The organism is Gemmobacter caeni, from assembly GCF_003054195.1.
GTDB classification, from domain to species: domain Bacteria; phylum Pseudomonadota; class Alphaproteobacteria; order Rhodobacterales; family Rhodobacteraceae; genus Gemmobacter; species Gemmobacter caeni.
In genome coordinates, this window is the sequence record NZ_QBKP01000010.1 from 60,745 (window position 1) to 83,522 (window position 22,778).

General features: G+C 65.1%; 23 protein-coding genes. 15 read left to right on the plus strand and 8 right to left on the minus strand.

The annotated features are described in order from the left end of the window. The first annotated feature begins 231 nt into the window (after positions 1 to 231). Complete coding sequence (locus C8N34_RS15705) at positions 232 to 1,236, plus strand: NADP-dependent oxidoreductase (RefSeq protein ID WP_108129576.1); 1,005 nt, start codon at positions 232 to 234, stop codon at positions 1,234 to 1,236. A gap of 70 nt (positions 1,237 to 1,306) precedes the next feature. Beyond that, positions 1,307 to 2,209, plus strand: a complete 903-nt coding sequence (locus C8N34_RS15710; protein ID WP_108129577.1) for a LysR family transcriptional regulator — start codon at positions 1,307 to 1,309, stop codon at positions 2,207 to 2,209. Positions 2,210 to 2,239: 30 nt separating this feature from the next. On the opposite strand, the gene C8N34_RS15715 is transcribed toward C8N34_RS15710, so the two are convergent. Then, complete coding sequence (locus tag C8N34_RS15715) at positions 2,240 to 3,145, minus strand: LysR family transcriptional regulator (RefSeq protein WP_054302121.1); 906 nt, start codon at positions 3,143 to 3,145, stop codon at positions 2,240 to 2,242. Positions 3,146 to 3,451: 306 nt separating this feature from the next. Here C8N34_RS15715 and C8N34_RS15720 point away from each other — a divergent pair, with 306 nt between their 5' ends. The 7 genes from C8N34_RS15720 to C8N34_RS15750 all read left to right on the plus strand — a co-directional run bounded on the left by C8N34_RS15720 (position 3,452) and on the right by C8N34_RS15750 (position 11,105). Further along, positions 3,452 to 5,035, plus strand: coding sequence for an ABC transporter substrate-binding protein (locus C8N34_RS15720; protein WP_108129578.1), 1,584 nt, complete (start codon positions 3,452 to 3,454; stop codon positions 5,033 to 5,035). Positions 5,036 to 5,111: 76 nt separating this feature from the next. Further along, positions 5,112 to 6,086, plus strand: coding sequence for an ABC transporter permease (locus tag C8N34_RS15725; protein WP_108129579.1), 975 nt, complete (start codon positions 5,112 to 5,114; stop codon positions 6,084 to 6,086). Further along, positions 6,086 to 6,991 (plus strand): ABC transporter permease, encoded by a 906-nt coding sequence (locus C8N34_RS15730; protein WP_054302123.1) that lies wholly within the window; start codon positions 6,086 to 6,088, stop codon positions 6,989 to 6,991. Before C8N34_RS15725 ends, C8N34_RS15730 begins: the two co-directional genes overlap by 1 nt. Then, positions 6,988 to 7,971, plus strand: coding sequence for an ABC transporter ATP-binding protein (locus C8N34_RS15735; protein WP_108129580.1), 984 nt, complete (start codon positions 6,988 to 6,990; stop codon positions 7,969 to 7,971). Before C8N34_RS15730 ends, C8N34_RS15735 begins: the two co-directional genes overlap by 4 nt. After that, a complete protein-coding gene (locus C8N34_RS15740; RefSeq protein WP_108129581.1) occupies positions 7,968 to 8,972 on the plus strand; it encodes an ABC transporter ATP-binding protein in 1,005 nt (334 codons plus the stop codon). The genes C8N34_RS15735 and C8N34_RS15740 overlap by 4 nt, the downstream gene beginning before the upstream one ends. 25 nt (positions 8,973 to 8,997) lie before the next feature. Further along, complete coding sequence (locus C8N34_RS15745) at positions 8,998 to 10,467, plus strand: amidohydrolase (protein WP_108129582.1); 1,470 nt, start codon at positions 8,998 to 9,000, stop codon at positions 10,465 to 10,467. Between the two features lie 236 nt (positions 10,468 to 10,703). Continuing rightward, complete coding sequence (locus C8N34_RS15750; RefSeq protein WP_161806001.1) at positions 10,704 to 11,105, plus strand: DUF2177 family protein; 402 nt, start codon at positions 10,704 to 10,706, stop codon at positions 11,103 to 11,105. Between the two features lie 4 nt (positions 11,106 to 11,109). On the opposite strand, the gene C8N34_RS15755 is transcribed toward C8N34_RS15750, so the two are convergent. From C8N34_RS15755 to C8N34_RS15765, 3 genes are read right to left on the minus strand one after another with little or no spacing between them, the layout of a single operon-like run. After that, positions 11,110 to 11,844, minus strand: a complete 735-nt coding sequence (locus C8N34_RS15755; RefSeq protein WP_054302127.1) for an SDR family NAD(P)-dependent oxidoreductase — start codon at positions 11,842 to 11,844, stop codon at positions 11,110 to 11,112. A 3-nt stretch (positions 11,845 to 11,847) separates the two neighbouring features. Next, positions 11,848 to 12,477 carry a ChrR family anti-sigma-E factor gene (locus C8N34_RS15760; RefSeq protein ID WP_108129583.1) on the minus strand — a complete coding sequence of 210 codons (630 nt, stop codon included), beginning with the start codon at positions 12,475 to 12,477 and terminating at the stop codon, positions 11,848 to 11,850. After that, on the minus strand, positions 12,474 to 13,136 hold the full coding sequence (locus tag C8N34_RS15765; protein WP_242013831.1) for a sigma-70 family RNA polymerase sigma factor: 663 nt from the start codon (positions 13,134 to 13,136) through the stop codon (positions 12,474 to 12,476). Before C8N34_RS15765 ends, C8N34_RS15760 begins: the two co-directional genes overlap by 4 nt. Positions 13,137 to 13,250: 114 nt before the next feature. On the opposite strand from C8N34_RS15765, the gene C8N34_RS15770 reads away from it, so the two are divergent. Genes C8N34_RS15770 through C8N34_RS15780 form a run of 3 tightly spaced genes read left to right on the plus strand, consistent with a single transcriptional unit; the run spans position 13,251 to position 16,470 of the window. Beyond that, a complete protein-coding gene (locus tag C8N34_RS15770) occupies positions 13,251 to 14,528 on the plus strand; it encodes an NAD(P)/FAD-dependent oxidoreductase (protein WP_108129584.1) in 1,278 nt (425 codons plus the stop codon). Further along, complete coding sequence (locus C8N34_RS15775) at positions 14,525 to 15,301, plus strand: DUF1365 domain-containing protein (RefSeq protein ID WP_108129585.1); 777 nt, start codon at positions 14,525 to 14,527, stop codon at positions 15,299 to 15,301. The genes C8N34_RS15770 and C8N34_RS15775 overlap by 4 nt, the downstream gene beginning before the upstream one ends. After that, a complete protein-coding gene (locus C8N34_RS15780; protein ID WP_108129586.1) occupies positions 15,301 to 16,470 on the plus strand; it encodes an SAM-dependent methyltransferase in 1,170 nt (389 codons plus the stop codon). Before C8N34_RS15775 ends, C8N34_RS15780 begins: the two co-directional genes overlap by 1 nt. Before the next feature lie 25 nt (positions 16,471 to 16,495). Here C8N34_RS15780 and C8N34_RS15785 read toward each other — a convergent pair whose 3' ends face one another. Genes C8N34_RS15785 through C8N34_RS15800 form a run of 4 tightly spaced genes read right to left on the minus strand, consistent with a single transcriptional unit; the run spans position 16,496 to position 19,951 of the window. Further along, positions 16,496 to 17,356 carry a metal ABC transporter permease gene (locus tag C8N34_RS15785; RefSeq protein ID WP_277878284.1) on the minus strand — a complete coding sequence of 287 codons (861 nt, stop codon included), beginning with the start codon at positions 17,354 to 17,356 and terminating at the stop codon, positions 16,496 to 16,498. Next, positions 17,353 to 18,207 (minus strand): metal ABC transporter permease, encoded by an 855-nt coding sequence (locus C8N34_RS15790; protein WP_108129588.1) that lies wholly within the window; start codon positions 18,205 to 18,207, stop codon positions 17,353 to 17,355. Before C8N34_RS15790 ends, C8N34_RS15785 begins: the two co-directional genes overlap by 4 nt. After that, positions 18,204 to 19,055, minus strand: coding sequence for a manganese/iron ABC transporter ATP-binding protein (locus C8N34_RS15795; RefSeq protein ID WP_108129589.1), 852 nt, complete (start codon positions 19,053 to 19,055; stop codon positions 18,204 to 18,206). Before C8N34_RS15795 ends, C8N34_RS15790 begins: the two co-directional genes overlap by 4 nt. Further along, the gene (locus C8N34_RS15800; RefSeq protein WP_108129590.1) at positions 19,052 to 19,951 is read right to left on the minus strand and encodes a metal ABC transporter substrate-binding protein; all 900 of its coding nucleotides are present in this window, start codon (positions 19,949 to 19,951) and stop codon (positions 19,052 to 19,054) included. Before C8N34_RS15800 ends, C8N34_RS15795 begins: the two co-directional genes overlap by 4 nt. A gap of 116 nt (positions 19,952 to 20,067) precedes the next feature. Between C8N34_RS15800 and C8N34_RS15805 the strand changes: the two genes are divergently transcribed. The 3 genes from C8N34_RS15805 (at position 20,068) to C8N34_RS15815 (ending at position 22,723) form a co-directional block, all read left to right on the plus strand. Then, positions 20,068 to 20,511: a Fur family transcriptional regulator gene (locus C8N34_RS15805; protein WP_054302137.1), complete on the plus strand. Its 444-nt coding sequence runs from the start codon at positions 20,068 to 20,070 to the stop codon at positions 20,509 to 20,511. Positions 20,512 to 20,606: 95 nt separating this feature from the next. Further along, positions 20,607 to 22,118: a sensor histidine kinase gene (locus C8N34_RS15810; protein WP_108129591.1), complete on the plus strand. Its 1,512-nt coding sequence runs from the start codon at positions 20,607 to 20,609 to the stop codon at positions 22,116 to 22,118. Then, positions 22,115 to 22,723 carry a response regulator transcription factor gene (locus C8N34_RS15815; protein WP_054302138.1) on the plus strand — a complete coding sequence of 203 codons (609 nt, stop codon included), beginning with the start codon at positions 22,115 to 22,117 and terminating at the stop codon, positions 22,721 to 22,723. The genes C8N34_RS15810 and C8N34_RS15815 overlap by 4 nt, the downstream gene beginning before the upstream one ends. Positions 22,724 to 22,778: the final 55 nt, after the last annotated feature.

Consider the following 22,778-nt stretch of genomic DNA (forward strand, 5'->3'; position numbering starts at 1 on the left):
TCGTATTGATAATGTTAAAATTTTTAGAAATCCGACGCGCCGGACATTTTCAGGACGACCCAAAGCAAACCCGAGCCGACGAATCATCCGGCCCAAAGCCACCCTCGGAGGGCCACGCGAAATTGGGGGCGACTGTTCGCCAGACTGAACACTGTGTCTGCAAGCAAGGGCTGTCTCGCCACCCCGGTGGCGGCTAGTCTGCCCCTGCATCCTGACACCAAGGACAAAGCCATGACCTCAAACCCCACTTGGACCCTCAAACGCTTCCCGACCGGCATGCCTGCCCCGGAGGATTTCAGCCTTGAGGACCGGCCTGCCCCCGTTGCCGGACCCGGCGAGCTTCTGGTGCGCACGCTCTGGCTGTCGGTGGACCCCTACATGCGCGCGAGGCTGAGCCCGGCGAAGAACTATGCTGCCGGGCAGCAGATCGGCGAGGTGATGCAGGGCGGCGGGGTGGGCGAGGTCGTCACTTCGAACTCTCCGCTGTTTCGCCCGGGCGATATCATTCAGGCCGATGATTTCGGCTGGCAGCCCTACACCACCGTGGCGGCGGATACCGCCATGCGGCTGGACCCTGATGCCGCGCCTGTGCAAACCTCGCTGGGATGCCTCGGGATGCCGGGCCTAAGCGCCTATTTCGCCTTGCTGAATGTCGGCCGCCCCAAAGCAGGCGAGACGGTGCTGATTTCGGCCGCCTCGGGCGCGCTGGGTCAGATTGCCGGCCAGATTGCCCGGATCAAGGGGTTCAATCCGGTCGCCATCGCCGGGTCCGATGCCAAGGTCGAATGGTGCAGGAGCATCGGCTATCAGGCCGGGATCAACCACCGGACAGCGGGCGACCTGACCGCCGCCATCGCGCGCGCCTGCCCCGATGGCGTCGATGTCTTCCTCGACAATACCGCAGGCCCGCTGCATGACGCAGCCCTGCTGAACCTCAACACCTTTGGCCGGATCGTCGTCGTTGGCACTGTGGCGCTTGCCGACAGGTTCGACCAGCCCGACATCGGGCCGCGCTTCCTGCGCCGCATTCTGGTCACCCGCGCCCGGATCGAGGGCTTCCTGCTGAATGACTTCGAGGCACATTATGCCGAGGCGCGCCGCGATCTGACCGCCTGGTATCAGCAGGGCCTGCTGGAGGCGCGCGAGGATGTGGCCGAAGGCATCGAAGCCGCGCCGCAAGCCTTCATTCGCATGCTGAAGGGCGAGAATTTCGGCAAGCAGCTGGTGAAGCTCTGATCCAGAGGCCATTGCGGGCTGCCGGTCATGCCGGATACTGTTCCACGAGCCGGACATTACGGGTGACAAGGTGGACAGTCTGGATGACATGATCCTTCTGGCCGAGGTGGCCGAAACCGGCAGCTTCACACAAGGCGGTCAACGGCTTGGCATCCCGAAATCGACTGTCAGCCAACGCATTGCCCAGCTTGAGGCCCGGCTGGGCCTGCGCCTTCTGAACCGATCCACCCGGCAGGTGACGCTGACGGCGGCGGGCGAGGTCTATCTGGCCTATTGCCGGAGGGTCAGGGAAGAGGCGCAGAACGCCGCCGTGGCCATGGGCCATCTCAAGACGCAACCGGAAGGCCAGTTGCGCATCACCTGCCCCGAGATCACCGCCAGCCATTTCATGCCGCGCTTCCTGCACGGCTTTACAGGCCGCCATCCGGGCATCACGGTCGAGTTGCTCGCCACCAACCGTCCGCTGGACCTGCTGCGCGAACGGATCGACTTTGCCTTCCGTGTCGGCGTCCCACAGGGGCAGGACATGATCCTGCGGCGGATCTCCGCCATTCAGCGGTTGCTGGTCGCCGCCCCGGCCTATCTGGCAACCTGCACCTCACCAAGCCATCCCGCCGAGCTTGTGCAGCACCGCTGTCTTGTCCATGACACCCAGCCCGACTGGATCTTCCACGGGGCGGAACAGGTCAGCCTGCGACCACCGGCCTCGTTTTCCTCGGATTCCATGGGGTTCCTGCTGCAATCCACCCTGCTTGGCAGCGGCATCGCGTTGTTGCCCGCCTATGTCTGCCAGCCCGCACTGGCCAGCGGCGCCCTCGTCCGCCTGCTGCCGGGCTGGACCCCTGCGCCCTACGAGATGACGATGATCTTCCCGAGCCGGGAGAACCCGTCCCGCGCTCAACTGGCCTTTCGGGATCATGTGGACGGGTATGATTTTTCTGCTTTTGCAGCACCTCTGCCGGGAACAGGATGACGCCCCGACACGCCGTCAGGGATCAGACTGTCAGACCTGTATTTCGGCACAGACCTCCGTCATCTCGCGGATGAAACTGGTGACGAGCGGGCGATGCGCCGGACGGCGGCGGTAGACGATGCCGATACTGCGCGTCCACAACGGCACATCCAGTTTCAGCGGCACCAGCTGCGCCGATGCGCCGCGCGCGAAGGCGCTGGTGTTCGACAAATAGCTGAGCCAGGGCGAACCAGCCAGCATCGACACCTGAAAGGTGGAGGAGGTCGTCTCGCAGATCGCCTGCGGCAGCGGCAGTAGCGCATTGGCGAAAAGCGCATCCAGCGCCGTGCGGTCCGGGTCAGGGCGGGCAGGAATGATCCACAACCAGTCCCGCAGGTCGGCAAGCCGGAGGCTGTCACGAGCGGCGAGGGGATGCGCCCGGTCGGCCACGATCACCAGAGGCACCTTGATCAGATCGCGATATTCCAGTTCCTCATCGGGAAAGTCGCGTGGGCGCGACATCAGCGCGATGTCGATGGTTCCGTTCAGCACCTGATGTTGCAGGGCGGGGCTCAACTCTTCGTTCAGGGTCAGGTTCACGCCGGGGTGGCTTGCAAGAAAGCGCCGTGCCGCATTCGGCAGGATCGTGCGCAAGGTTGTGGCAATCCCACCGACCCGCAGCCGCCCGCGCTGCGCCCCCCGCATCGCATCCAGCTCGTCCCGCGCCTCGTCGGTCAGGGCCAGAACCGCCTCGGCATATTCGATCAGGCGCTCGCCGAACGCGGTCGGGCGCACGCCCCATGGCCCACGGTCCAGAAGGCGCACCCCGGTCGCCTGTTCCAGCGCGCGGATGCTTTTGCTCAGAGCGGGCTGAGTGACGTTCAGCTTGTCGGCGGCAACACCGAAGCTGGCGTAACGGGCGACAAAGACAAGATTTCTCAACTGCCGGAAATCCATGGCCTCCTGCGATCCTCTGACCGGAATAACAATGATTTATGGCGCTATCCCGTTATTACATCAAGTTTTGGCCATGTCATTATAACTTATATTCATCGCTACGGGCGGGTAAGTTCATTGCATCCCGGCAGGAACCGACCCAGATTTCCCCTGCCCGCCACGGCTCCGAACCGGCACCGGCGGGCGAATGCAGCAGGTACACCGGGAAACGGGGCCATGCGCAGGCCGGGCAGGCCCACTGCGCGCAGCAATGCAAGACAACAGCGATGCCGCGTGGCCCCGAGCCTGCGGCGAAGAGGATTTGACATGCGCCTGACCAGACACCGCCTTCTGACCGCCACCGCTTTCGCCGGGCTGACGCTTGGCGGACCCGCCCTTGCCGACGATCTGACCATTGGCCTCAAATCCGAGCCCTCGTCGCTGGACCCGCAGTTCCATGTGCTGTCGCCGAATATGCAGGTTGCCCTGTCGATCTTCGAGGCCCTGACCACGCAAGATCCGACCGGCGCGGTCAAACCCCTGCTGGCGGAAAGCTGGGCACTGGCCAGCCCGACCGAATGGGATTTCAAGCTGCGGCCCGGCGTCACCTTCTCGGACGGCAGCCCGCTGACGGCAGCGGATGTGGTTTTCACCTTCGACCGCGTCGCCAAGGTGCCGAACAGCCCGACCGCCTTCACCCTGTTCACCCGCAAGATCGCCTCTGTCACCGCGCTGGATGATGCAACCGTGCGGATCACGACGACAGTGCCCTATCCGCTGCTGCTGGTCGACATCGTGAACATTCCGATCCTGTCGAAGACTGCCGCCTCCGGCCCCGCCCCCGAAGGCCGCACCACGACCGAGATGAACCGCGGCGAGGGCCTGATCGGCACCGGCCCCTTCACCTTCGTGTCCTGGCAGAAGGGGGCTGACCTCGTTCTGGCCCGCAACGAACATTATTGGGGCACTGCCCCGGCCTGGGACCGCGTGGTCATGCGCCCGATGACCAACCCCGCCGCGCGGGCGGCGGCGCTGCTGGCCGGGGATATCGACATGATGGAAGACCTGCCCACCGCCAGCATCGCGGATTTCAGGGCGAATAAGGCGGTCAATGTGGTTTCGGCCCCGCCTGCGCGCTCCATCTATATCGCGCTGGATCAGGAGCGGGATGACAGCCCCGGCATCGGGGGCGCCGGGGGCAAGAACCCGCTGAAGGACAAGCGCGTGCGTGAGGCCCTGTCACTGGCCATCGACCGCGCGGCCATTGTCGAGCGCATCATGGGCGGTGCGGCGGTGGCAGCGGGCAGCCTTGGCACCGGCACCATGTTCGGCACCAGCCCGGCGCATGTCGACGCGCCCAGGCCGGACACTGAACGCGCCAGGGCGCTGCTGGCCGAAGCAGGCTGGGGCAACGGCTTTACCATTACCCTCGGTTCGCCCAGCGGACGTTATGTGAATGATGCCCGCGTCAGCCAGACCGTCGCCGCGATGTGGAGCCGGATCGGCGTTACCACCGCCGTCGATGCTGTCGCACCCCCGGTGTACTTCAAGAACCGTGATGCGCTGGATTACAGCGCCTATCTGGGCAGCTGGGGCAATAACACGGCCGAAATCGGCACGACGCTGACGGCGCAGCTGATGACTTATGACAAGGCAAAGGGCCAGGGCACGGCGAATGGCGGGCGTTATTCCAACCCCGAGCTTGATCGCCTGCTGGACGAGGCCAGCGGCACGATGGACGACGCGGCCCGTAAGGCTCTGCTGGAACAGGCGGATGCGCTGGCGATGGAAGATTACGCCATCCTTCCACTGCATTTCGAAGTGCCGTCCTGGGCGCTGCGCAGCGGGCTGACCTATGCGGCGCGCGCCGACCAGTTCACCCTGCCGCAATTCGTGACGACGGAAAACTGACGCTCCCCGACTGGCCGCATCACAGGGTTTTCGGGCTCTGTGATGCCGCCCCTTTCTTTCTGAGGACCGCCGCCCCGTGCTTGTCTTTGTCATCAACCGGCTGCTCCAGTCCGTCATCGTCCTTCTGGTGATGTCGGTTCTGGTATTCGTCGGCATCTTCCTCATCGGCGATCCGACCGCGATGCTGGTCAGCCCCGAGGCAACCGATCTGGAACGCCAGATGGTGCGCGAGGCGCTTGGCCTCGACCGGTCCATGCTGGTGCAATACCTGTCTTTCATGGGCAATGCCTTGCAGGGCGATTTCGGGCGCAGCTTCCTGACCGGGCAGCCCGCGCTTCAGCTGATCCTCGAACGGATGCCCGCCACATTCGAGCTGGTGATCGTCGCCATGGGCTTTGCCGTGCTCATGGGCGTGCCGCTGGGCATGCTTGCCGGGATGCGGCCCGAGGCGCCGTCCTCGCGCGCCATCATGGCCCTGTCGATCTTCGGCTTCAGCCTGCCGACCTTCTGGATCGGGCTCATGCTCATCATGGTTTTCGCCGTGCAGCTGGGCCTGCTGCCCGCCTCGGGGCGGGGGCCGACGGTCGAGGTGGGGCCGCTGAAGCTCAGCCTGCTGACGCTGCAAGGCTGGTATCATGTGGCACTGCCTGCCCTGACGCTCGGCCTTGCCAAGGCCGCGCTGCTGATCCGCGTCACCCGCGCCGCGACGCGCGAGGTGTTGCCGATGGACTACATCAAATTCGCCCGCGCCAAGGGCCTGCCCGCGCGGCGCATCTTTGGCGTTCATCTGCTGAAGAACATCATGATCCCGATCCTGACGGTCAGCGGGCTGGAATTCGGGCAGGCCATCGCTTTTGCGGTCGTAACGGAATCCGTCTTTTCCTGGCCCGGCATGGGCAAGCTGCTGATCGATTCCATCATCACGCTGGATCGGCCGGTGGTCGTGGCCTACGTCCTGATCATGGTGTTCTTCCTGGTCATCCTGAACCTGGTGGTGGACCTGCTTTACATGGCCATCGACCCCAGCTCCCGCGAGAAGGTGCGCGACTGATGGCAGCTCCCATGATCCCTGCGGCAAAGACCGCCAGCCCGCGCCGCCTGTTGATGCAGCGCTTTGCCGAAAGCCCGCTGGCCGTACTGGGCCTCGGGACGCTGCTGCTGCTTCTGGGGTTTGCTGCATTGGCCCCATGGGTTGCGCCGCAAAACCCTTATGACATCGGCGCGCTCGAGATCTTCGATTCCCAGCTTCCCCCCGGATCAGTCTCTGAATTCACCGGCACGACCTACTGGCTGGGCACCGATGGACAGGCGCGGGATGTACTGTCCGCGATGCTGTACGGCATGCGCACCAGCCTGATCGTCGCCGTGACATCGGTGCTGGGGGCACTGCTGATCGGCACGACAATCGGCATGGTCGCGGCCTATATCGGTGGCTGGGTCGATGCGGTGCTGATGCGCATTGTCGATCTCCAGCTGTCCTTCCCCGCCATTCTTGTCGCGCTCGTGCTGCTGTCGGTACTGGGCCAAGGCGTCGACAAGGTGATCCTTGCGCTGGTCATCGTGCAATGGGCCTATTTCGCCCGCACGGCCCGCAGCACGGCGATGGTGGAACGGAACCGGGAATATGTACTGGCCGCGCGCTGTCTCAACCTGGGGTCGCGCCGGATCATCTTTCGCCACATGCTGCCCAACTGCCTGCCGCCGCTGATCGTGATCGCCACCATCGACCTCGCCCATGCCATCGCCGCCGAGGCAACGCTGTCCTTTCTGGGGATCGGCGTCCCGGTGACCGAACCCTCGCTGGGCATGCTGATCGCCAACGGCTTTGAATTCATGATGTCCGGGCAATACTGGATCTCGTTCTTTCCGGGCATGGCGCTGGCCCTGCTGATCCTTGCGATCAATCTGGTGGGCGATCATCTGCGCGACATCCTGAACCCGAGGAATGCCCAATGACCGCAGCCGAACGGCCCCTTCTGTCGGTCGAGCGCCTTCAGACCCACTTCCACACCCGCGCTGGCGTGGTGAAGGCAGTGGACGGGGTCGACCTCACGCTCAGGCGTGGCGAAATCCTGGGCCTTGTCGGGGAATCCGGTTCGGGCAAGTCGATCACAGGCTTCTCGATCCTTGGTCTGATCGACCCGCCAGGCCGCATCTCAGGCGGGCGCATCGGCTTTGACGGCCGCGATCTGGTGACGCTGCCCGAGGCCGAGCGCCGCCGCCTGCGCGGCAAGGACATCGCGATGATCTTTCAGGACCCGTCGATGACGTTGAACCCGGTTCTGCGCATCGACACCCAGATGATCGAGGCGGTTCAGGCCCATGAAAAGATCAGTCGGCAGGCGGCGTTGCGCCGCGCCCGCGACGTGCTGGTCGCCGTCGGCATCCCCTCGCCCGACGAACGGCTGCAAGCCTATCCGTTCGAACTGTCCGGCGGGATGCGCCAGCGGATCGCGATTGCCATTGCGATGATCAACCGCCCGCGCCTGATCATCGCGGATGAGCCGACAACCGCGCTGGATGTGTCGATCCAGGGACAGATCATCCATGAGGTGAAGGCCCTGTGCCGCCAGACCGGCACCGCGCTGATCTGGATTACCCATGATCTGGCGGTGGTGGCGGGTCTCGCCGACCGCATCGCCGTGATGTATGCGGGCCGCGTGGTCGAAACGGGCACAACCGCCGAGGTCATCCGCAATCCGCAACATCCCTATACGCAGGGGCTGATCGCCTCGGTCCCCTCGCGCGAGACGCGGGGACACCGGCTGTATCAAATTCCGGGCATGACGCCTTCGCTGCTGAACCTGCCGCCGGGCTGCGCCTTCAGTGCCCGCTGCGCTCATGCCACCGAAACCTGCCGCACTGCCCCCGAACTGACCGAGACCGGCGCGGGGCGCGCCTTCCGTTGCTGGCATCCTGTCGGAGACCGCCGATGACCCAGCCGATCCTTGAACTGCGCGGCCTGACCAAGACTTTCGTCAAGCCCGTCTCCGTCGCGGGGCATATCGCAAACCTGTTTGGCGCCAGACAGAAGAAGGTCGAGGTTCGCGCGGCGGCCGGGGTCGATCTGGCCGTCCTGCCCGGCGAGGTGGTCGGCATCGTCGGTGAGTCCGGCTGCGGCAAATCCACCGTGGCGCGGATGCTGGCTGGCATCAGCAGCCGGACGGAAGGTGATATCCTGTGGAAGGGCGTCTCTGACCGCGCGATGACCGCAGATCAGAAACGCGACTTCGCCTTGCAGGTGCAGATGATCTTCCAGGATCCTTTCGCCTCGCTGAACCCCCGGATGCAGGTGCTGGACATCATCGGCGAGGCGCCGGTCTGTCACGGCATCATCCCTGCTTCGGAAAAGCGGGCCTATGTAACCGCGCTGATGGAAAAGGTGGGCCTGTCCGGCGCCTATGCCGACCGCTTTCCGCACCAGTTTTCCGGTGGTCAGCGCCAGCGCATCGGGATCGCCCGCGCGCTGGCCGTGAAACCGAAGCTGATCATCTGTGACGAGGCGGTGGCCGCGCTTGATGTGTCCATTCAGGCGCAGGTGCTGAACCTGTTCATGGACCTGCGGGATGAGTTCGGCCTGACCTACCTGTTCATCTCGCACAATCTGGGGGTCGTCGAACATATCTCGGACCGGGTGGTGATCATGTATCTGGGCCGGGTCGTGGAAATCGCTCCGACCGAGGCGCTGTTTTCTGACCCGAACCATCCCTACACCCGGTTGCTGATGGAACAACTGCCGGTGCTGGAGCCAGGCGCGCGGGACTATCAGCCGATCCGGGGTGAATTGCCCTCGCCGCTGGCGCCCCCGCCCGGCTGCCCCTTCCATCCGCGCTGCCCCGCCGCCACCGCGCGCTGCCGGGCCGAGGCCCCCGCCCTGCGCCCCATCGCAGCGGACCGGCTGTCAGCCTGCCACCTCAACGACCGCACTGCGGTCTGACCCTTCCCCGACCGGAGTATTTGACATGGACCGCTCGCCGCTTCCGGGCCGCAACGATTTGCTGAACACTGATCAGATCCTTGCCTGCGCAGACCGCAAGGCCGCCACTTTCATCGCCCTCAGCGACCGGGTCTGGGCCATGCCCGAACTGCGGTTCGAGGAATTCCGCTCGGTCGAGGAACATATCACCGCGCTGGAGGCGGAAGGCTTCACCATCACCCGCGATATCGCAGGCATGCCCACCGCCTTCATGGCCGAGTCGGGCAGCGGCGATGTAACCATCGGCTTTCTTGGGGAATTTGACGCGCTGGCGGGCCTGTCACAGGTTGCGGGCGCGCTGGAACCCGATCCGGTGCTGGCCGGGGGGAATGGCCATGGCTGCCATCACAACCTTCTGGGCGCGGCTTCGCTGTTGGCGGCGGTTGCGCTGCGCGATGCGCTGGCAGAAGCAGGGGTCGCGGCCCGGGTGCGCTATTACGGCTGCCCGGCCGAAGAGGGCGGATCGGGCAAGACCTATATGGCGCAAGCCGGGGCTTTCGACGGGCTGGACGCCGCCTTCTGCTGGCACCCGGCCGATTACAACCATGTCATGTCGGCAGCGACGCTTGCCAATATCCAGGCCTATTTCCGGTTCACGGGCCGCGCTGCCCATGCCGCCGTCAGCCCGCAGGTCGGGCGGTCGGCACTGGATGCGCTGGAACTGATGAATGTCGGCATCAACTTCATGCGCGAACACATGCCCTCCGAGGCACGGGTGCATTACGCCATTACCCAGTCGGGCGGCGTTTCACCCAATGTGGTACAGCCCCATGCCGAGGGCCTGTATCTGATCCGGGCGCCCCGGATGCAGGATGTGCAGGATCTCTTCCTCCGGGTGCAGAAGATCGCCGAGGGCGCCGCGCTGATGACGGAAACCCGTGTTGAGATGATTTTTGACCGCGCCACCTCGGGGATCATGCCCAATCGCGCGCTGGAAGAGGTGATGCAGCAGGAATTTGAACACATCGGCCCCCCGCCCTTCGATGCCGCCGACTTCGACTATGCCGACCGGCTGGCCGCCGCGGCGCTGACCGATGCCGACCGCCGCGCCAGTGCCGAGGCTTTCAATGCGCCTCCGGGTTTTCCGCGCAACCTGCATGATGAAATCCTGCCGCTGCCGCCGGAGCCACGGCAGTTCTACGGATCGACCGATGTGGGCGATGTCAGTTGTATCGTCCCCACCGCCCAATGCCTCACTGCGACCGCCGTTGTGGGCACGCCGTTCCATACATGGCAGACGGTGACGCAGGGCACGATGCCTCATGCCCACAAAGCGATGGTGACGGCAGCGAAGGTGATGGCCGCCACGGCCGCCCGCGTGGTCCGCGACCCCGAGTTGCGCACCCGCGCCTGGGCCGAACTGGAGCGCCGGGGCGGCGGCACGCGATATGCCTCCCCCCTGCCGCAGGGCACGACGCCCCCCCGCGATTCCTCGTCAAACCGAACGGCGCCCTGACGCCGCGCGCACATCGCCTCGCTTTCAGAACTCGCACCGCTTCGCCGGCGCCCGAGTGATCCGCCCCGGCAAATGCCGCGTATAGGATGGACGATCAGACTGCCGGTGCCCTGGAAATTCCCCCTCGCCCGGCGGACAAGACCGCCAGAATGCATGCGGACCGATGGTGACCTGCGGCGCGACCCGCTCGCACTGCTCCGGGCAGACCGCGACTGACAGAGGACAGATGTATCATGCTGCAAGCCGCGCTGCTTTATCTTGTCACCGCCGGGGTGTTTCTTGGCCTTGATGCCCTGGGCATCCGGTTCCTGATCCGCCCGGTCTTTGAACGCCATATCGGCGATCTTCTGGCCCAGCCGCTGCGGCTGGGTCCGGCAGCGCTGTTCTATCTCGCCTATGTCGCGGGCCTTGTCTGGATGGTCAGCTGGCCCGCGCTGAAGGCGGGTGATCCGTTGCAGGCGCTGATCGGCGGCATGGTGCTGGGGCTGCTGTGCTATGGCACTTATGAGATGACGAATTATGCCACGCTGGCCGCATGGTCGCTGGAACAGGTGATCATCGACGGCATCTGGGGCACGGTCCTGACCGGCTTTGCCGCCTGGGCCGGTGTCGCGGCGCTAAGCGGGCGGCTGGCCTGACAGATCAGCCCAGCCGCCGCGTCAGGCGCAGCGACAGGCCATAGGGAAGCAGACGCAGCAGTTTCACGGCGAGGGTGAAGCGGCGCGGAAAGTGGATCTCGAACCCGCGCCGGGCCAAACCGCGCAGAACAGCCCCGGCGGCTTCCTCGGGCGTGATGATCGCGGGCATGGCGAAACGGTTCTTGGCTGTCAGGCGGGTCTGGACAAAACCCGGACAGACCAGCCGCACCCGGATGCGGGGGCCCAGTTCTGCCGCCAGCGTTTCGGCCAGATTGTTGACGGCGGCCTTTGTCGCTGAATAGGGCTGCCCACCGGGAAGCCCCATATATCCGGCCACTGAGCCGAACAGCACCAATTGCCCGCCCTCTTTAATCAGCGGCGGGCAGAGCCGCGCAACGTCAAGTGTCCCCAGAAGGTTTACCCGCACCATGGCCTCGGTGCGGGCGGGGTCCAGATCGGCGACGCGGGCAGGATCGTAAAGCGCCGCGGTGCAGATCACCGCATCAAACGGCGCCAGATCGGCAAGCCGCGCCACCGTGGCGGCAAGCGCCCCCGCCTCGCCAAGGTCCAGAGGCTCGATACGGGCCTCGCCGCATTCGGCGGCAAGGGCGGAGAGCGCCGTTGCATCCCGTGCCGAAAGAACCAGCCGCGCACCCTGCCCGGCCAGCGCGCGGGCCAGAGCCGCCCCTATTCCGGCGCTGGCCCCGATGATCCAGATGCGCTGACCCGCGAAATCCATCGCTCAGATCCGGAAGATCGGTTGCAGCAGACGTGGCAACAGCGCGTGGAAACGCAACGGCGCATCGGTGGCGGCAAGACAGATGCAGGGCGCCCCCGGACCGGCAACAGGCTGATGGTCGATCGAGTCATGCGCTGTCTCGACATCGCCACGCAGGAAAGCCCCTTCGCTGTCGGAAAAACTGCCCTGCAAGACCAGCGTCAGTTCCAGGCCGCGATGGCCATGCTCCGGCACGGCGCGTCCCGGCGGGATGTAAAGCAGCCGCAATGCCCCTTCCCTGTCGGCGGAAAGGATCTGCTGGCGGATACCGCCACCCAGCATCCGCCATTGCGGCGGCTGCCCCCCCAGCGCGGCCACGACCGGCGCGGGAAAGACACCGGATCCCCGGACAGGCGGCGGCGCGGGCGTATCAAGCGCATCCATCATGCGCTGACGCGCCCCTGCATCAAGCGCTTGCCCCTCCAGACCGTCCAGCAGGGCACCGCCGATCATGTCAGCGGTTTCCACCGCAGCGCGGCATTCATCGCAGAGCGACAGATGCGCCGCGACGACGACGGCATAGGGGTGTGACAGGGCGCCCGCGCGCCAGGCATCAAGGATATCGTCCGGGATATGGTGTGTGATCTGGGTCATGGGGCAATCTTCCTCAGTTCATGCCTGAGGCGTTCAAGGCCAAGCCGGATGCGGGATTTGATGGTGCCAAGCGGCAGACCCGTCATCTCGCTGATACGGCTGTGGGGAATATCGTCGAAATAAGCCGCCCGCAGTGCCTCTGCCTGTTCGGGGGCAAGCCGGCACAGGGCGGCGACCAGATGGCTGGCTTCCTGTTGCAGTGCAAGAATCTGCGCCGGATCGGGCGCATCGCTTTCGATCTCGGGCAGATCTTCCGGCTGGGCCAGAGGCCGCCGCCGCGCAAGGTCGATCCGGCGATTACGGGCGATGCCGTAGATCCAGCCTGCGGCATCGGCGCGATGCGGGTCGAACTGTGCTGCCTTGTGCCAGACTGCCAACATTACATCCTGCACCGCATCCTCGGCTGATCCGTCCCGCAGCCCGCCCTTCACCATCATCGCCTTCAGGCGCGGGGCGAAATGGTCGAACAATCGGCCAAAGGCGGCCCTGTCACGCTGATCGCGCACGGCGATCAGATCGCAGGTCTGGCTGGAAAGCGCCTGTATTACTGGCTCGTCCATTCCCTGCGCCCCCTGCGCGCAAAGCTGCTCCGCCAGATGCTCGGGCGGATTGTATCTGGCGCGGGGCCGTGGTCCGGCGGGCACGATTGCGGTTTCCATGTGCAATATACGCCGAAGCCCGTCAAATGGATCATCGCGCAGGGAAATTTTCTGCCGAAGTGATCCGTTCCGGGCGCGGCGGCGTAGGACAGGGACAAACCAAGTGGAGCCCTGATGCCCTTCGACCTTTCCAAAGGCGCCCCGAGGCGCATCGCCATCGTCGGCGGCGGCATTGCCGGTCTGGCCTCTGCCTGGGCCCTGTCCTCCTGCCACCATGTCACACTGTTTGAAAGTGAAAACCGGCTGGGGGGCCATGCCCGCACAGTCGTGGCCGGACGCCGGGGCGACCAGCCGGTCGATACCGGCTTCATTGTGTTCAACCATGTGAACTATCCGCATCTGACCGCGCTTTTCCGTGACCTCGATATTCCTGTCGAGAAAAGCGACATGAGCTATGGCGTGTCGCTGAACGGCGGGCGGGTGGAATATGCACTGCGGTCGGGCAACACGCTGTTCGCGCAACGGCGCAACCTGATTGACCCGCGCTTCTACCGGATGATCCGCGACATCCTGCGCTTCAACAGCAGGGCCGAGGATCTGGTCGCCGCCGCGCCGGATCTGTCGATTGCGGAACTGATCGCGCAAATGGGGCTGGGACCGCGGTTCCGCGATCACTACCTTTTCCCCTTCTGCGGCGCCATCTGGTCTACACCCGACCGCGAGATCGGGGGCTTTCCCGCACAGGCGCTGCTACGGTTCATGCGCAATCACGGGCTGCTGTCGCGCACCGGACATCATCAGTGGTGGACCGTGGCGGGTGGCTCGACCGTTTATGTCGCTCGTCTTGCGACGGCGCTGCAAAAATCCGGGGTCAAACTGCGGCGCGGGGCCGAGGTCAGGGCTGTCACGCGCCACGCCGGAACCGTGACACTGCGCGCCAAGGGGGCGGAGCCGGAGGAATTCGATCATGTCATTCTGGCCGCACATGCGGATCAGGCGCTGTCCCTGCTGACCGATGCCTCTGCCGAAGAACGCGCGGCGCTGTCGGCCATCCGGTTTCAGCCGAACAGGGCCGTGCTGCATGCCGATCCATCCATCATGCCGAAACGCCGCCTGTGCTGGAGCTCGTGGGTCAGCCATGGTGACTCGACGGGGGTGGGCGTGACCTACTGGATGAACCGGCTTCAGAATATCCCCGAGGATGATCCGCTGTTCGTGACGCTGAACCCGGGGCAGGAGATTGATCCCCGGCTGATCCAGGACGAGACGGTCTTTCGCCATCCGGTATTCGATCAGGCGGCGCTGGAGGCGCAGACACAAATCGCGGCGATGCAAGGCCAGCGCAACACATGGTTTGCCGGAGCATGGCTGCGCAACGGCTTCCATGAAGACGGCTTTGCAAGTGCCATGCGGATCGCCCGGCGCCTCCGGCCGGAACAGGTGACGCCATGACACTGGCCGCACGGCTGGACGCGGGCGAGGTGCTGGGCCTGCGGGCAGTGATTACCCATGCCCGCCGCGCGCCGCCGCATCATGCGTTCCGCACCTCTGCCGACCATGTACTGCTGGCCCCCGAAACCTGTCGCCCGCCCCGCCTGATGGGGCACAACCGCTTTAACCTGATTGCCTTTCACGATGCAGACCACGGCGGCAGACGCGGCGAAGGCTCCGGCGCGGGCTGGGCCTGGCAGCAATTTGCCACCGCCGGGATAGACCGCGCGCCGGGCCGCGTGCTTGCCCTGCTGACGCAGCCCCGGTTTCTGGGATACTGGTTCGCTCCGGTCAGCTTCTGGCTGCTGATCGAGGGGGATGCGCTGATTGCCGCCATCGCCGAGGTCAACAATACCTTCGGGCAGCGGCATTCCTATCTGCTGATCCCGCCCGGCCAGGCGCCGATCACCGCCGCAACGCGGCTGTCCGCCCGCAAGATGTTTCATGTCTCGCCGTTTCAGGATCTGTCGGGGGACTATGAATTTGCTTTCGACCTGCACCCCGACCGCCTTGCCATCCGAATTGCGCGCAAGGACGGTGCGGACGGGATTGATACCGCCATGGGCGGCCTGCTGCGCCCGTTGACCTCGGGCGGCATCCTGCGCGCGGCGCTGCAACGCCCCGGCGGCGCACTGCGGGTGATTGTGCAGATCTACTGGCATGCCCTTCGCCTCAGGATCAAGGGCGCCACCTACCGCCGTCTTCCCACCCCGCCCGAACAGGAGATCACCTGATGACCACCATGACGCAGCGGGCACTCTCCGGCCGCTTCCTTGCGGCGCTGGAGCGGATCGAGCACGGGATTCTGACGCTCACCACGCCCGATGGCACGCGCCACAGGTTTGGCCATGCTGGCCCCGAGGCTGAATTGCATATCCGTGACTGGCGCCTCCTGCACCGGCTGGCCCTGCGCGGCGATGTGGGGTTTGGCGAGGGCTGGATCGCCGGTGACTGGCGCAGCGACACGCTGGAAAGCGTGCTGACGCTCGCGCTGCGCAATCTTGACGCGCTGTCCGGACTGGGAACGCCGGGGCCGGTGCAGGCCATCCGCATGCGGCTGTCCGATCTGTTCCTGCGCCGCAACAGCCGCCGGGGTGCCGCGCGCAATATCCGCGCCCATTACGATGTCGGGAACGAGTTCTATCAGCTCTGGCTTGATCCCGGCATGACCTATTCCTCGGCCCTTTTCGGGCCCGGCGACGATCTGGAACAGGCGCAGGCCCGCAAGAACGGGCGCATCCTCTCCCGGCTGGGGAAAGGCGAGCGGCTGCTGGAAATCGGCTGCGGCTGGGGCGGCTTTGCCGAGGCCGCCGCCGAACGTGGCCACGCTGTTACCGCGATCACGCTGTCGCATCAGCAGAAGGGTTATGCAGATGCGCGCCTTGATGGTCGTGCGGAAGTGCGGCTTCAGGATTACCGCGATGTCGGGGGCAGGTTCGACAATATCGTTTCGATCGAGATGATTGAGGCGGTGGGCGAGGCCTACTGGCCTGCCTATTTCACCGCGCTGAAGAACAGGCTGGCACCGGGCGGGCGGATCGTTCTGCAAGCCATTACCGTGCCCGATACCGAATTCTCGGTCTATCGGCGGCGGACGGATTTCATCCGCCAGCACGTCTTCCCCGGTGGCATGCTCCCCTGCGATACGGTGATCGGGCATCAGGCGGCAAAGGCCGGGCTGCGGGTGAAATCCAGCCATGCCTTCGGTCAGGATTATGCCCGCACCTGCCGGATCTGGTCTGAACGGATGATGCAGGAAAGCGCCCGCATCCGGCGGCTTGGCTATGACGATGCCTTCCTCCGCTGCTGGCAATTCTATCTGGAGGGCTGCGCCGCCACCTTCGCCAGCGGACGCTGCGATGTCGTGCAGGTGGACCTGACCCACGCCGCAGAAGCGGCGTGAATCAGGAGGGGGACGCGGCCAGCCGTTACAGGCCAGACCCCCGCTCTGCACCGGAGGCAGACAGGGCAGCGCGACCATTGCGCAGATTGCGGGCCAGAAGCGCCGTAACGAACAGCCCGGTCAGGATCAGCACGATGGTTGGCGCCGGGGCGGCGTCCAGCCAGAAAGACGCATAAACGCCGCCCGCTCCGGCCAGCACCGCAACCGCCACCGACGCCATCATCATGGTCACGAACCGGCGTGTCAGCAGGAAGGCAATGGCGCCCGGCGCGATCAGATAGGCCACAGAGAGGATGATCCCGACCGAGGACAGCATTGCAACGATGGTGGCGGACAGGATGGCCAGCAGCCCGTAATGCAGCGCCCCCACCCGCAACCCGATCATCCGCGCCTGCACGGGGTCAAAGCTCTGGGCCAGGAAGTCGCGCCACTTCACCCCGAGGATCAGCGCCACCCCGCCCGAGATCAGCCCGCTGGTCCACAGATCCTGTGCGCCAACGCCCAGCATGTTGCCAAACAGGATGTGGTCCAGATGCAGTGAGGTCTCGATCTGGGTGTAGATGACGATACCCAGACCGAACATGCCGGAAAAGACCACGCCCATCACGGTATCCTGCTTGATGCGGGAATTGTCCTTGATGAAGCCGGTGCCAAGCGCGCAGACCAGACCGGCGAGAAACGCGCCGATCAGCAGCGGAATACCGGCCACATAGGCCAGGACAACGCCCGGCAGAACCGCGTGGCTGGTGGCATCGCCCATCAGCGACCAGCCCTTCAGCACCAGAAAACAGCTCAGCAACGCGGCCGCCGGAGCAATCAGCAAGATGATCAGCAGCGCATTCTGCATGAAGGGGAATTGGAACGGCAACAACAGGTCGGCCATCACAGCGGCTCCTTCAGGGCAGCTTTCGCGCGGGCGCGGGCCGCCAGCATGCCATGCTTGGGGGCGAAGAAGAACGCGGCCAGAAACAGCAGCGTCTGGAAGCAGACGATCACCGCCCCGGTCGCACCGTCGAGAAAATAGCTGAGATAGGCACCGAAGGCCGAAGTGACCGATCCGATGGCCACCGACAGCGCCAGCAGCCGGGGAAAGCGGTCGGTCAGCAGATAGGCGGTCGCGCCCGGGGTAACGACAAGTGCGATCACCAGAAACGCCCCCACCGTCTGCATCGCCGCCACGGTCGAGGCCGAAAGCAGGGTGAAGAAGACCAGCCGCAGCGCCGTGACATTCAGCCCGATGGAACGCGCATGTGCCTCGTCGAAGAAGACCGCCAGCAGATCCCGCCATTTCGCCAGCAGAATGACCAGCGACACCCCCCCGATCAGCGCCAGTTGCAGCGTATCCTCGGGTGTGATGGCAAGGATATTGCCCATGATGATGGTCTGGATCGAGACAGCCATCGGGTTCAGCGACACCATGAACAGCCCCAGCCCGAAGAAGGCTGTGAAGATCAGGCCGATCACCACATCCTCCTTCAGACCCGACCGGCTGCGCAGGAACAGCATCGCCAGTGCGGCAAGCCCGCCCGACAGGAAGGCGCCAAGGGCGAAGGGCAGGCCCAGCATATAGGCCCCGGCCACCCCCGGCACGACAGAATGGGACAGCGCATCCCCGATCAGCGACCAGCCTTTCAGCATCAGATAGGCCGAAAGAAAGGCACAGACCGCGCCGACCAGCGCCGACACCCAGATCGCATTGGTCATGTAGCCATACTGAAAGGGCTCGAACCAGTTCATTGCCGGCCCTTCAGGGTGCGGGCCCGGTCATCATAAACCACCAGCGGCCGTTCGTCGTCGGAATAGACTTCCAGACGGCGCGGGTCGGCATCGTCATGCAGCCGTGGCCCCTCCAGCAGAAAGTGCCGCAGCACGCCGCCGAAGGTTTCGCGCAGCCGGTCCGGGGTAAAGACCTCCTCGGTCGGGCCATGCGCCAGAACCGTGCCCTTCACCAGCACAACCCGGTCGCAGAACTCGGGTACCGAGCCGAGGTTATGCGTGGCCACCAGCATCACCCGCCCTTCGGCCCGCATCTCGCGCAGCAGCGTGATGATCTGTTCCTCGGTCGTCACATCCACGCCGGTAAAGGGTTCGTCCAGCAGGATCACCTGCGCATTCTGGGCCAGTGCGCGGGCCAGAAAGACGCGCTTCTTCTGCCCGCCCGACAGCTCGCCGATCTGGCGATGCCGGAATTCGACCATGTTGACCCGTTGCAGCGCCGCTGTCGTGGCGGCATGATCCGCCGCGCGCGGACGGCGCAGAAAGCCCATATGGCCATAGCGCCCCATCATCACCACGTCCTCGACCAACACCGGGAAGGTCCAGTCGATTTCCTCGGATTGCGGGACATAGGCGACGGCCTGTTTCTTCATCATGGCCTGAACCGGCTGGCCCAGAATCTCGATCTTTCCGGCGGAAACGGGGATGAACCCCATCAACGCCTTGAACATCGTGGATTTGCCCGCACCGTTCACCCCCACCAGCGCCGCGATACTGCCGCGTGGGACGGCGAAACTGGCATCCCGCAACGCGGTATGACCGTTGCGATAGGTAACCGTCAGGCCGCTGGCGCGGATGCCGTCGCTCATGGCTGAAGGCCCGTCACGATGGTTTCCGAGGTGACGCGCAGCAGGTCAAGATAGGTCGGCACCGGCCCGTCCGGTTCGGAGAGGCTGTCGACATACAGCGCTCCGCCATAGGCGGCGCCGGTCTCGCGTGCGACCTGCCGCGCGGGCTTGTCCGATACGGTGCTTTCGGAAAAGACCACCGGGATGCTTTCGGCCCGCACGGTGTCGATCACCGACCGCACCTGTTGCGGCGTGCCCTGCGCATCGGCATTGATCGGCCAGAGGTAAACCTCCTGCAATCCGAAATCCCGCGCGAGGTAGGAAAATGCGCCCTCCGATGTCACCAGCCAGCGGCGCCCTTCCGGCAGGGCCCGCGCTGCCTCGCGCAGCGGGCCGATGACCGCAGCCACCTGCCGTTTGTAGGCATCGGCATTTGCGGCATAGACGGCAGCATTGTCCGGGTCTGCGGCACTGAGCGCATCCCGAATGTTGTCGATGTAGATTTCGGCGGAGTCGAGCGCCATCCAGGCATGCGGATTGGGCTTGCCTGCATAATCGCCGCCCGCAATGGCGATGGGCGCGATCCCGTTCGAAACGGTCGCGGCGGGGACATCGCGCAGATTCACAAAGAATTTCTCGAACCAGCGTTCAAGGTTCAGCCCGTTCCACAGGATCAGATCCGCCCCCTGCGCCTTCACCAGATCACGCGGCGTCGGCTCGTATCCGTGAATCTCGGCACCGGGGCGGGTGATCGAAACCACCTCGGCCGCATCACCGGCCACATTCTGCGCCATATCGGCAATGATGGTGAAGGTGGTGACGACCTTCAGCCGCTCCTGCGCGGCGGCGGCGGCCCCCGTCAGGCCGGTCAGGGCAAGGCCTGTGGCCATGCCCAAAATTGCTCGTCTGCAGATCATCGGATTCTCCCTGTCGCCCCACATGCATTTAGGAATGATTTGCAACTGTCAAGCCAGATGCGAGTCATTTGCATCTGAGACTTGCATCCGCACGGGAAAATGCGCGAAGAGAAAGTATGACCGACCACGACCACAGAACCGAAAAGCTGACAGACGCGCTGCGTCAGGCAGGCGTGCGCATCACCCGCCAGCGGGCGGCGCTGCTGTCGGTGCTTGCCGATGCCGAAGACCACCCCGAAGCCACCGAGCTTCACCGCCGCGCCGAAGAAGTGGTGCCGGGCATTTCCCTCTCGACCGTCTATCGCACCCTGACCGAGCTGGAGATGCAGGGTGTGATCCTGCGCCATCAGTTCGAAGGCACGCCCGCACGCTTTGAACATACCGAAACGCATCACCACGACCATATGATCGACGTGGAAACCGGCGAGGTGGTGGAATTTGCGAACGAACGGATCGAGCGGCTTCAGGCCGAGATCGCCGATGCGATGGGCTACGAAATCGTCCATCACCGGCTGGAGCTTTATGTCCGCAAAAAGCGAAGCCCAGCCCCGCAGGGGTAAGGGCGCGGAAATCCGCGATTACGGCGCGGCCCTTTGCAGCTTCCCCCGATGATCCGGCCATTTCCCTTGCCGCCGCAAGCTGGCAGACTGATCCAATGACCCGCCGCCTGCCTCTTCTGGAAAGCCCGGTGAAGCTTGCTGCCCTTGGCGTCGGGCTTGGCCTTGCCCTGCTGACGGGCCTTGGCCTCTGGCAACACCGGACGCTGACCACGGAACTTGCGCAGCAAACCGCTGTGCTGCACCGTCTGGCCTCGCAGCGGGCCGATCAGCATGACGCGCATCTGACCGCACTTTCTGCCATTGCAGTGGCCAGCGACGAACCGGATCAACGGCTGTTTCTGGAGGTGGCGGCAACGATCACCCGCTTTTATCCGCGCATCAGCGCCGTCACGCTGGTGCCGCTGATCGCGGAAGGCCGCACGGTCGGTGCCGCGATAAACCCGACCCTTGCCGCGAATATCCGGGCGGCTGCACTGGCGTCCGGGGGCGGGATCGCGCTGCTGCCTGATCCGGGGCGGGAGGGCCACTACATCATGGTCAAGCGCAGCCCCAATTCCGCTGCCGCGCGCTATGGGCTCAGCCTGTCCATCGACGCCGCCGGTCTGCTGGACGAGGCCGGGGACTACTGGCGCCAGCCCAGCGTGGGCGTGACCCTGTCGCTGCCCGATGGCACCCCGCTGCTTCACCATGGTGCGTTCGGCGCGGCGCACGAAACCCGGACCCTTGGCAGCGTCTCGCAGCCTCTGGTGCTGGAAACCACCCGCAGCGTCACCCCTTCCGATCTGTTTCCGCCGTTACGCACCGGCCTGATCCTGCTGGTCGCCATGCTTCTGGCCGGGGCGGCGCTGGCTCTTCTGCGTCAACGGCAACGCGCACGGCAGGCCCTGGAACAGGCGCGGCTCAGCGCACTCGACTCGCGGCTGGCCCATGCGGCACGGGTGAATGCATTGGGCGAGCTGGCCAGCGGACTGACGCACGAGCTGACGCAGCCGCTGACCGCCATTCTGGCGCAGGCACAGGCCGGGCGGCGCTTGCTCGCGCGCGATGACCGGGACCGGCTTGCCTCCGTGCTGGAAGATACCGTGACGCAGGCCCGCCGCGCCTCGGCCATACTGGAACGCTTTCGCAACTGGTCGCGGCCGCAAGCTGCGCCGGTGCAGGCTTTCGACCTGCGTGAGGCGCTGAACAATGTCGCAGCCCTGCTGGCGCCGCAGGCGGCGGCGCAGGGGGTAAGACTGACCTTCGATCTGCCCGCCGAGGCGGTTCGCGTCCGTGCCGATCCGGTCGAGATGGAGCAGGTTTGCTTCAACCTGCTGAGGAATGCGCTGGAAGCATTGCAAGACCGGCCCGACGGGCAGATCCGTGTCACCTTGCGGGCGGGGGCCGGCCGTGCGGAACTTACGGTGCGCGACACCGGCCCCGGCGTCGCGCCCGATCTGCGGCCCCGGCTGTTCACGCCCTTCACCACCACCCGCCCGGAAGGCACCGGGCTGGGCCTCGCGCTCAGCCAGCGGCTGATCGAACGCGCCGGGGGCGAAATCGGGCTGGAAGACAGCGCCGAAGGTGCCAGCTTTCGCATCACCCTGCCGCTGGAGGGCGCCGCATGACCCGCCCTGTCTATCTGGTCGATGATGATGCGGCGGTGCGTCAGGCGCTGACGCTGCTGTTGTCGACGGTCGATATTCCCGTGACTGGATTTGCCGATCCGCAAGCCTTTCTGGCCCGCCTGCCGCAGCTGACGCCCGGCTGCCTGATCCTGGATATCCGCATGCCGGTGATTTCCGGCCTGAAGTTGCAGGAACGTCTGGCGGAACTTGCAGTCGACTGGCCCACCATCGTGATGTCCGGTCATGGTGATATCGAGGCCTGCCGCCGCGCCTTTCGCAACGGGGCTATCGACTTCCTGTCAAAGCCGGTGGACGAGCAGGATCTGATCGACGCGATCCAGAAGGCGCAGGGCATTCTGGACCGCCAACTGGACCGTCGGGCCGAACTCGCGGAAACGCTCGCTCTGCTGGCAGCCCTGACCCCGCGCGAGGCGGAGGTGCTGGAGCGCATCGCAGCAGGTTTCACCACGCGCCAGATCGCCGGGGGGCTGGGCCTGTCCCCCCGCACGGTGGAAAGCCATCGCGCCTCCATCGCAGCCAAGCTCGGGACAATCTCGCAGGCAGAGATGACCCGGCTCTGGCTGGAAGGCCGCGCCACTCCGTAGTTCTACGGAGACTGCGTGCAAGGCCTACGAATACCGGCCCCGGCGTCGCAGGTTT

Excerpts from the sequence above, each read along its gene's own strand:
- C8N34_RS15755 (WP_054302127.1), bottom strand. The coding sequence starts at position 11,844 with ATGGATTTCGCGGGTCAGCGCATCTGGATCATCGGGGCCAGCGCCGGA.
- C8N34_RS15720 (WP_108129578.1), top strand. The coding sequence starts at position 3,452 with ATGCGCCTGACCAGACACCGCCTTCTGACCGCCACCGCTTTCGCCGGG.
- C8N34_RS15765 (WP_242013831.1), bottom strand. The coding sequence starts at position 13,136 with ATGGAAACCGCAATCGTGCCCGCCGGACCACGGCCCCGCGCCAGATAC.
- C8N34_RS15790 (WP_108129588.1), bottom strand. The coding sequence starts at position 18,207 with ATGAACTGGTTCGAGCCCTTTCAGTATGGCTACATGACCAATGCGATC.
- C8N34_RS15715 (WP_054302121.1), bottom strand. The coding sequence starts at position 3,145 with ATGGATTTCCGGCAGTTGAGAAATCTTGTCTTTGTCGCCCGTTACGCC.
- C8N34_RS15740 (WP_108129581.1), top strand. The coding sequence starts at position 7,968 with ATGACCCAGCCGATCCTTGAACTGCGCGGCCTGACCAAGACTTTCGTC.
- C8N34_RS15760 (WP_108129583.1), bottom strand. The coding sequence starts at position 12,477 with ATGACCCAGATCACACACCATATCCCGGACGATATCCTTGATGCCTGG.
- C8N34_RS15805 (WP_054302137.1), top strand. The coding sequence starts at position 20,068 with ATGACCGACCACGACCACAGAACCGAAAAGCTGACAGACGCGCTGCGT.
- C8N34_RS15705 (WP_108129576.1), top strand. The coding sequence starts at position 232 with ATGACCTCAAACCCCACTTGGACCCTCAAACGCTTCCCGACCGGCATG.
- C8N34_RS15800 (WP_108129590.1), bottom strand. The coding sequence starts at position 19,951 with ATGATCTGCAGACGAGCAATTTTGGGCATGGCCACAGGCCTTGCCCTG.
- C8N34_RS15780 (WP_108129586.1), top strand. The coding sequence starts at position 15,301 with ATGACCACCATGACGCAGCGGGCACTCTCCGGCCGCTTCCTTGCGGCG.
- C8N34_RS15730 (WP_054302123.1), top strand. The coding sequence starts at position 6,086 with ATGGCAGCTCCCATGATCCCTGCGGCAAAGACCGCCAGCCCGCGCCGC.
- C8N34_RS15815 (WP_054302138.1), top strand. The coding sequence starts at position 22,115 with ATGACCCGCCCTGTCTATCTGGTCGATGATGATGCGGCGGTGCGTCAG.
- C8N34_RS15745 (WP_108129582.1), top strand. The coding sequence starts at position 8,998 with ATGGACCGCTCGCCGCTTCCGGGCCGCAACGATTTGCTGAACACTGAT.
- C8N34_RS15735 (WP_108129580.1), top strand. The coding sequence starts at position 6,988 with ATGACCGCAGCCGAACGGCCCCTTCTGTCGGTCGAGCGCCTTCAGACC.
- C8N34_RS15770 (WP_108129584.1), top strand. The coding sequence starts at position 13,251 with ATGCCCTTCGACCTTTCCAAAGGCGCCCCGAGGCGCATCGCCATCGTC.
- C8N34_RS15810 (WP_108129591.1), top strand. The coding sequence starts at position 20,607 with ATGACCCGCCGCCTGCCTCTTCTGGAAAGCCCGGTGAAGCTTGCTGCC.
- C8N34_RS15775 (WP_108129585.1), top strand. The coding sequence starts at position 14,525 with ATGACACTGGCCGCACGGCTGGACGCGGGCGAGGTGCTGGGCCTGCGG.
- C8N34_RS15795 (WP_108129589.1), bottom strand. The coding sequence starts at position 19,055 with ATGAGCGACGGCATCCGCGCCAGCGGCCTGACGGTTACCTATCGCAAC.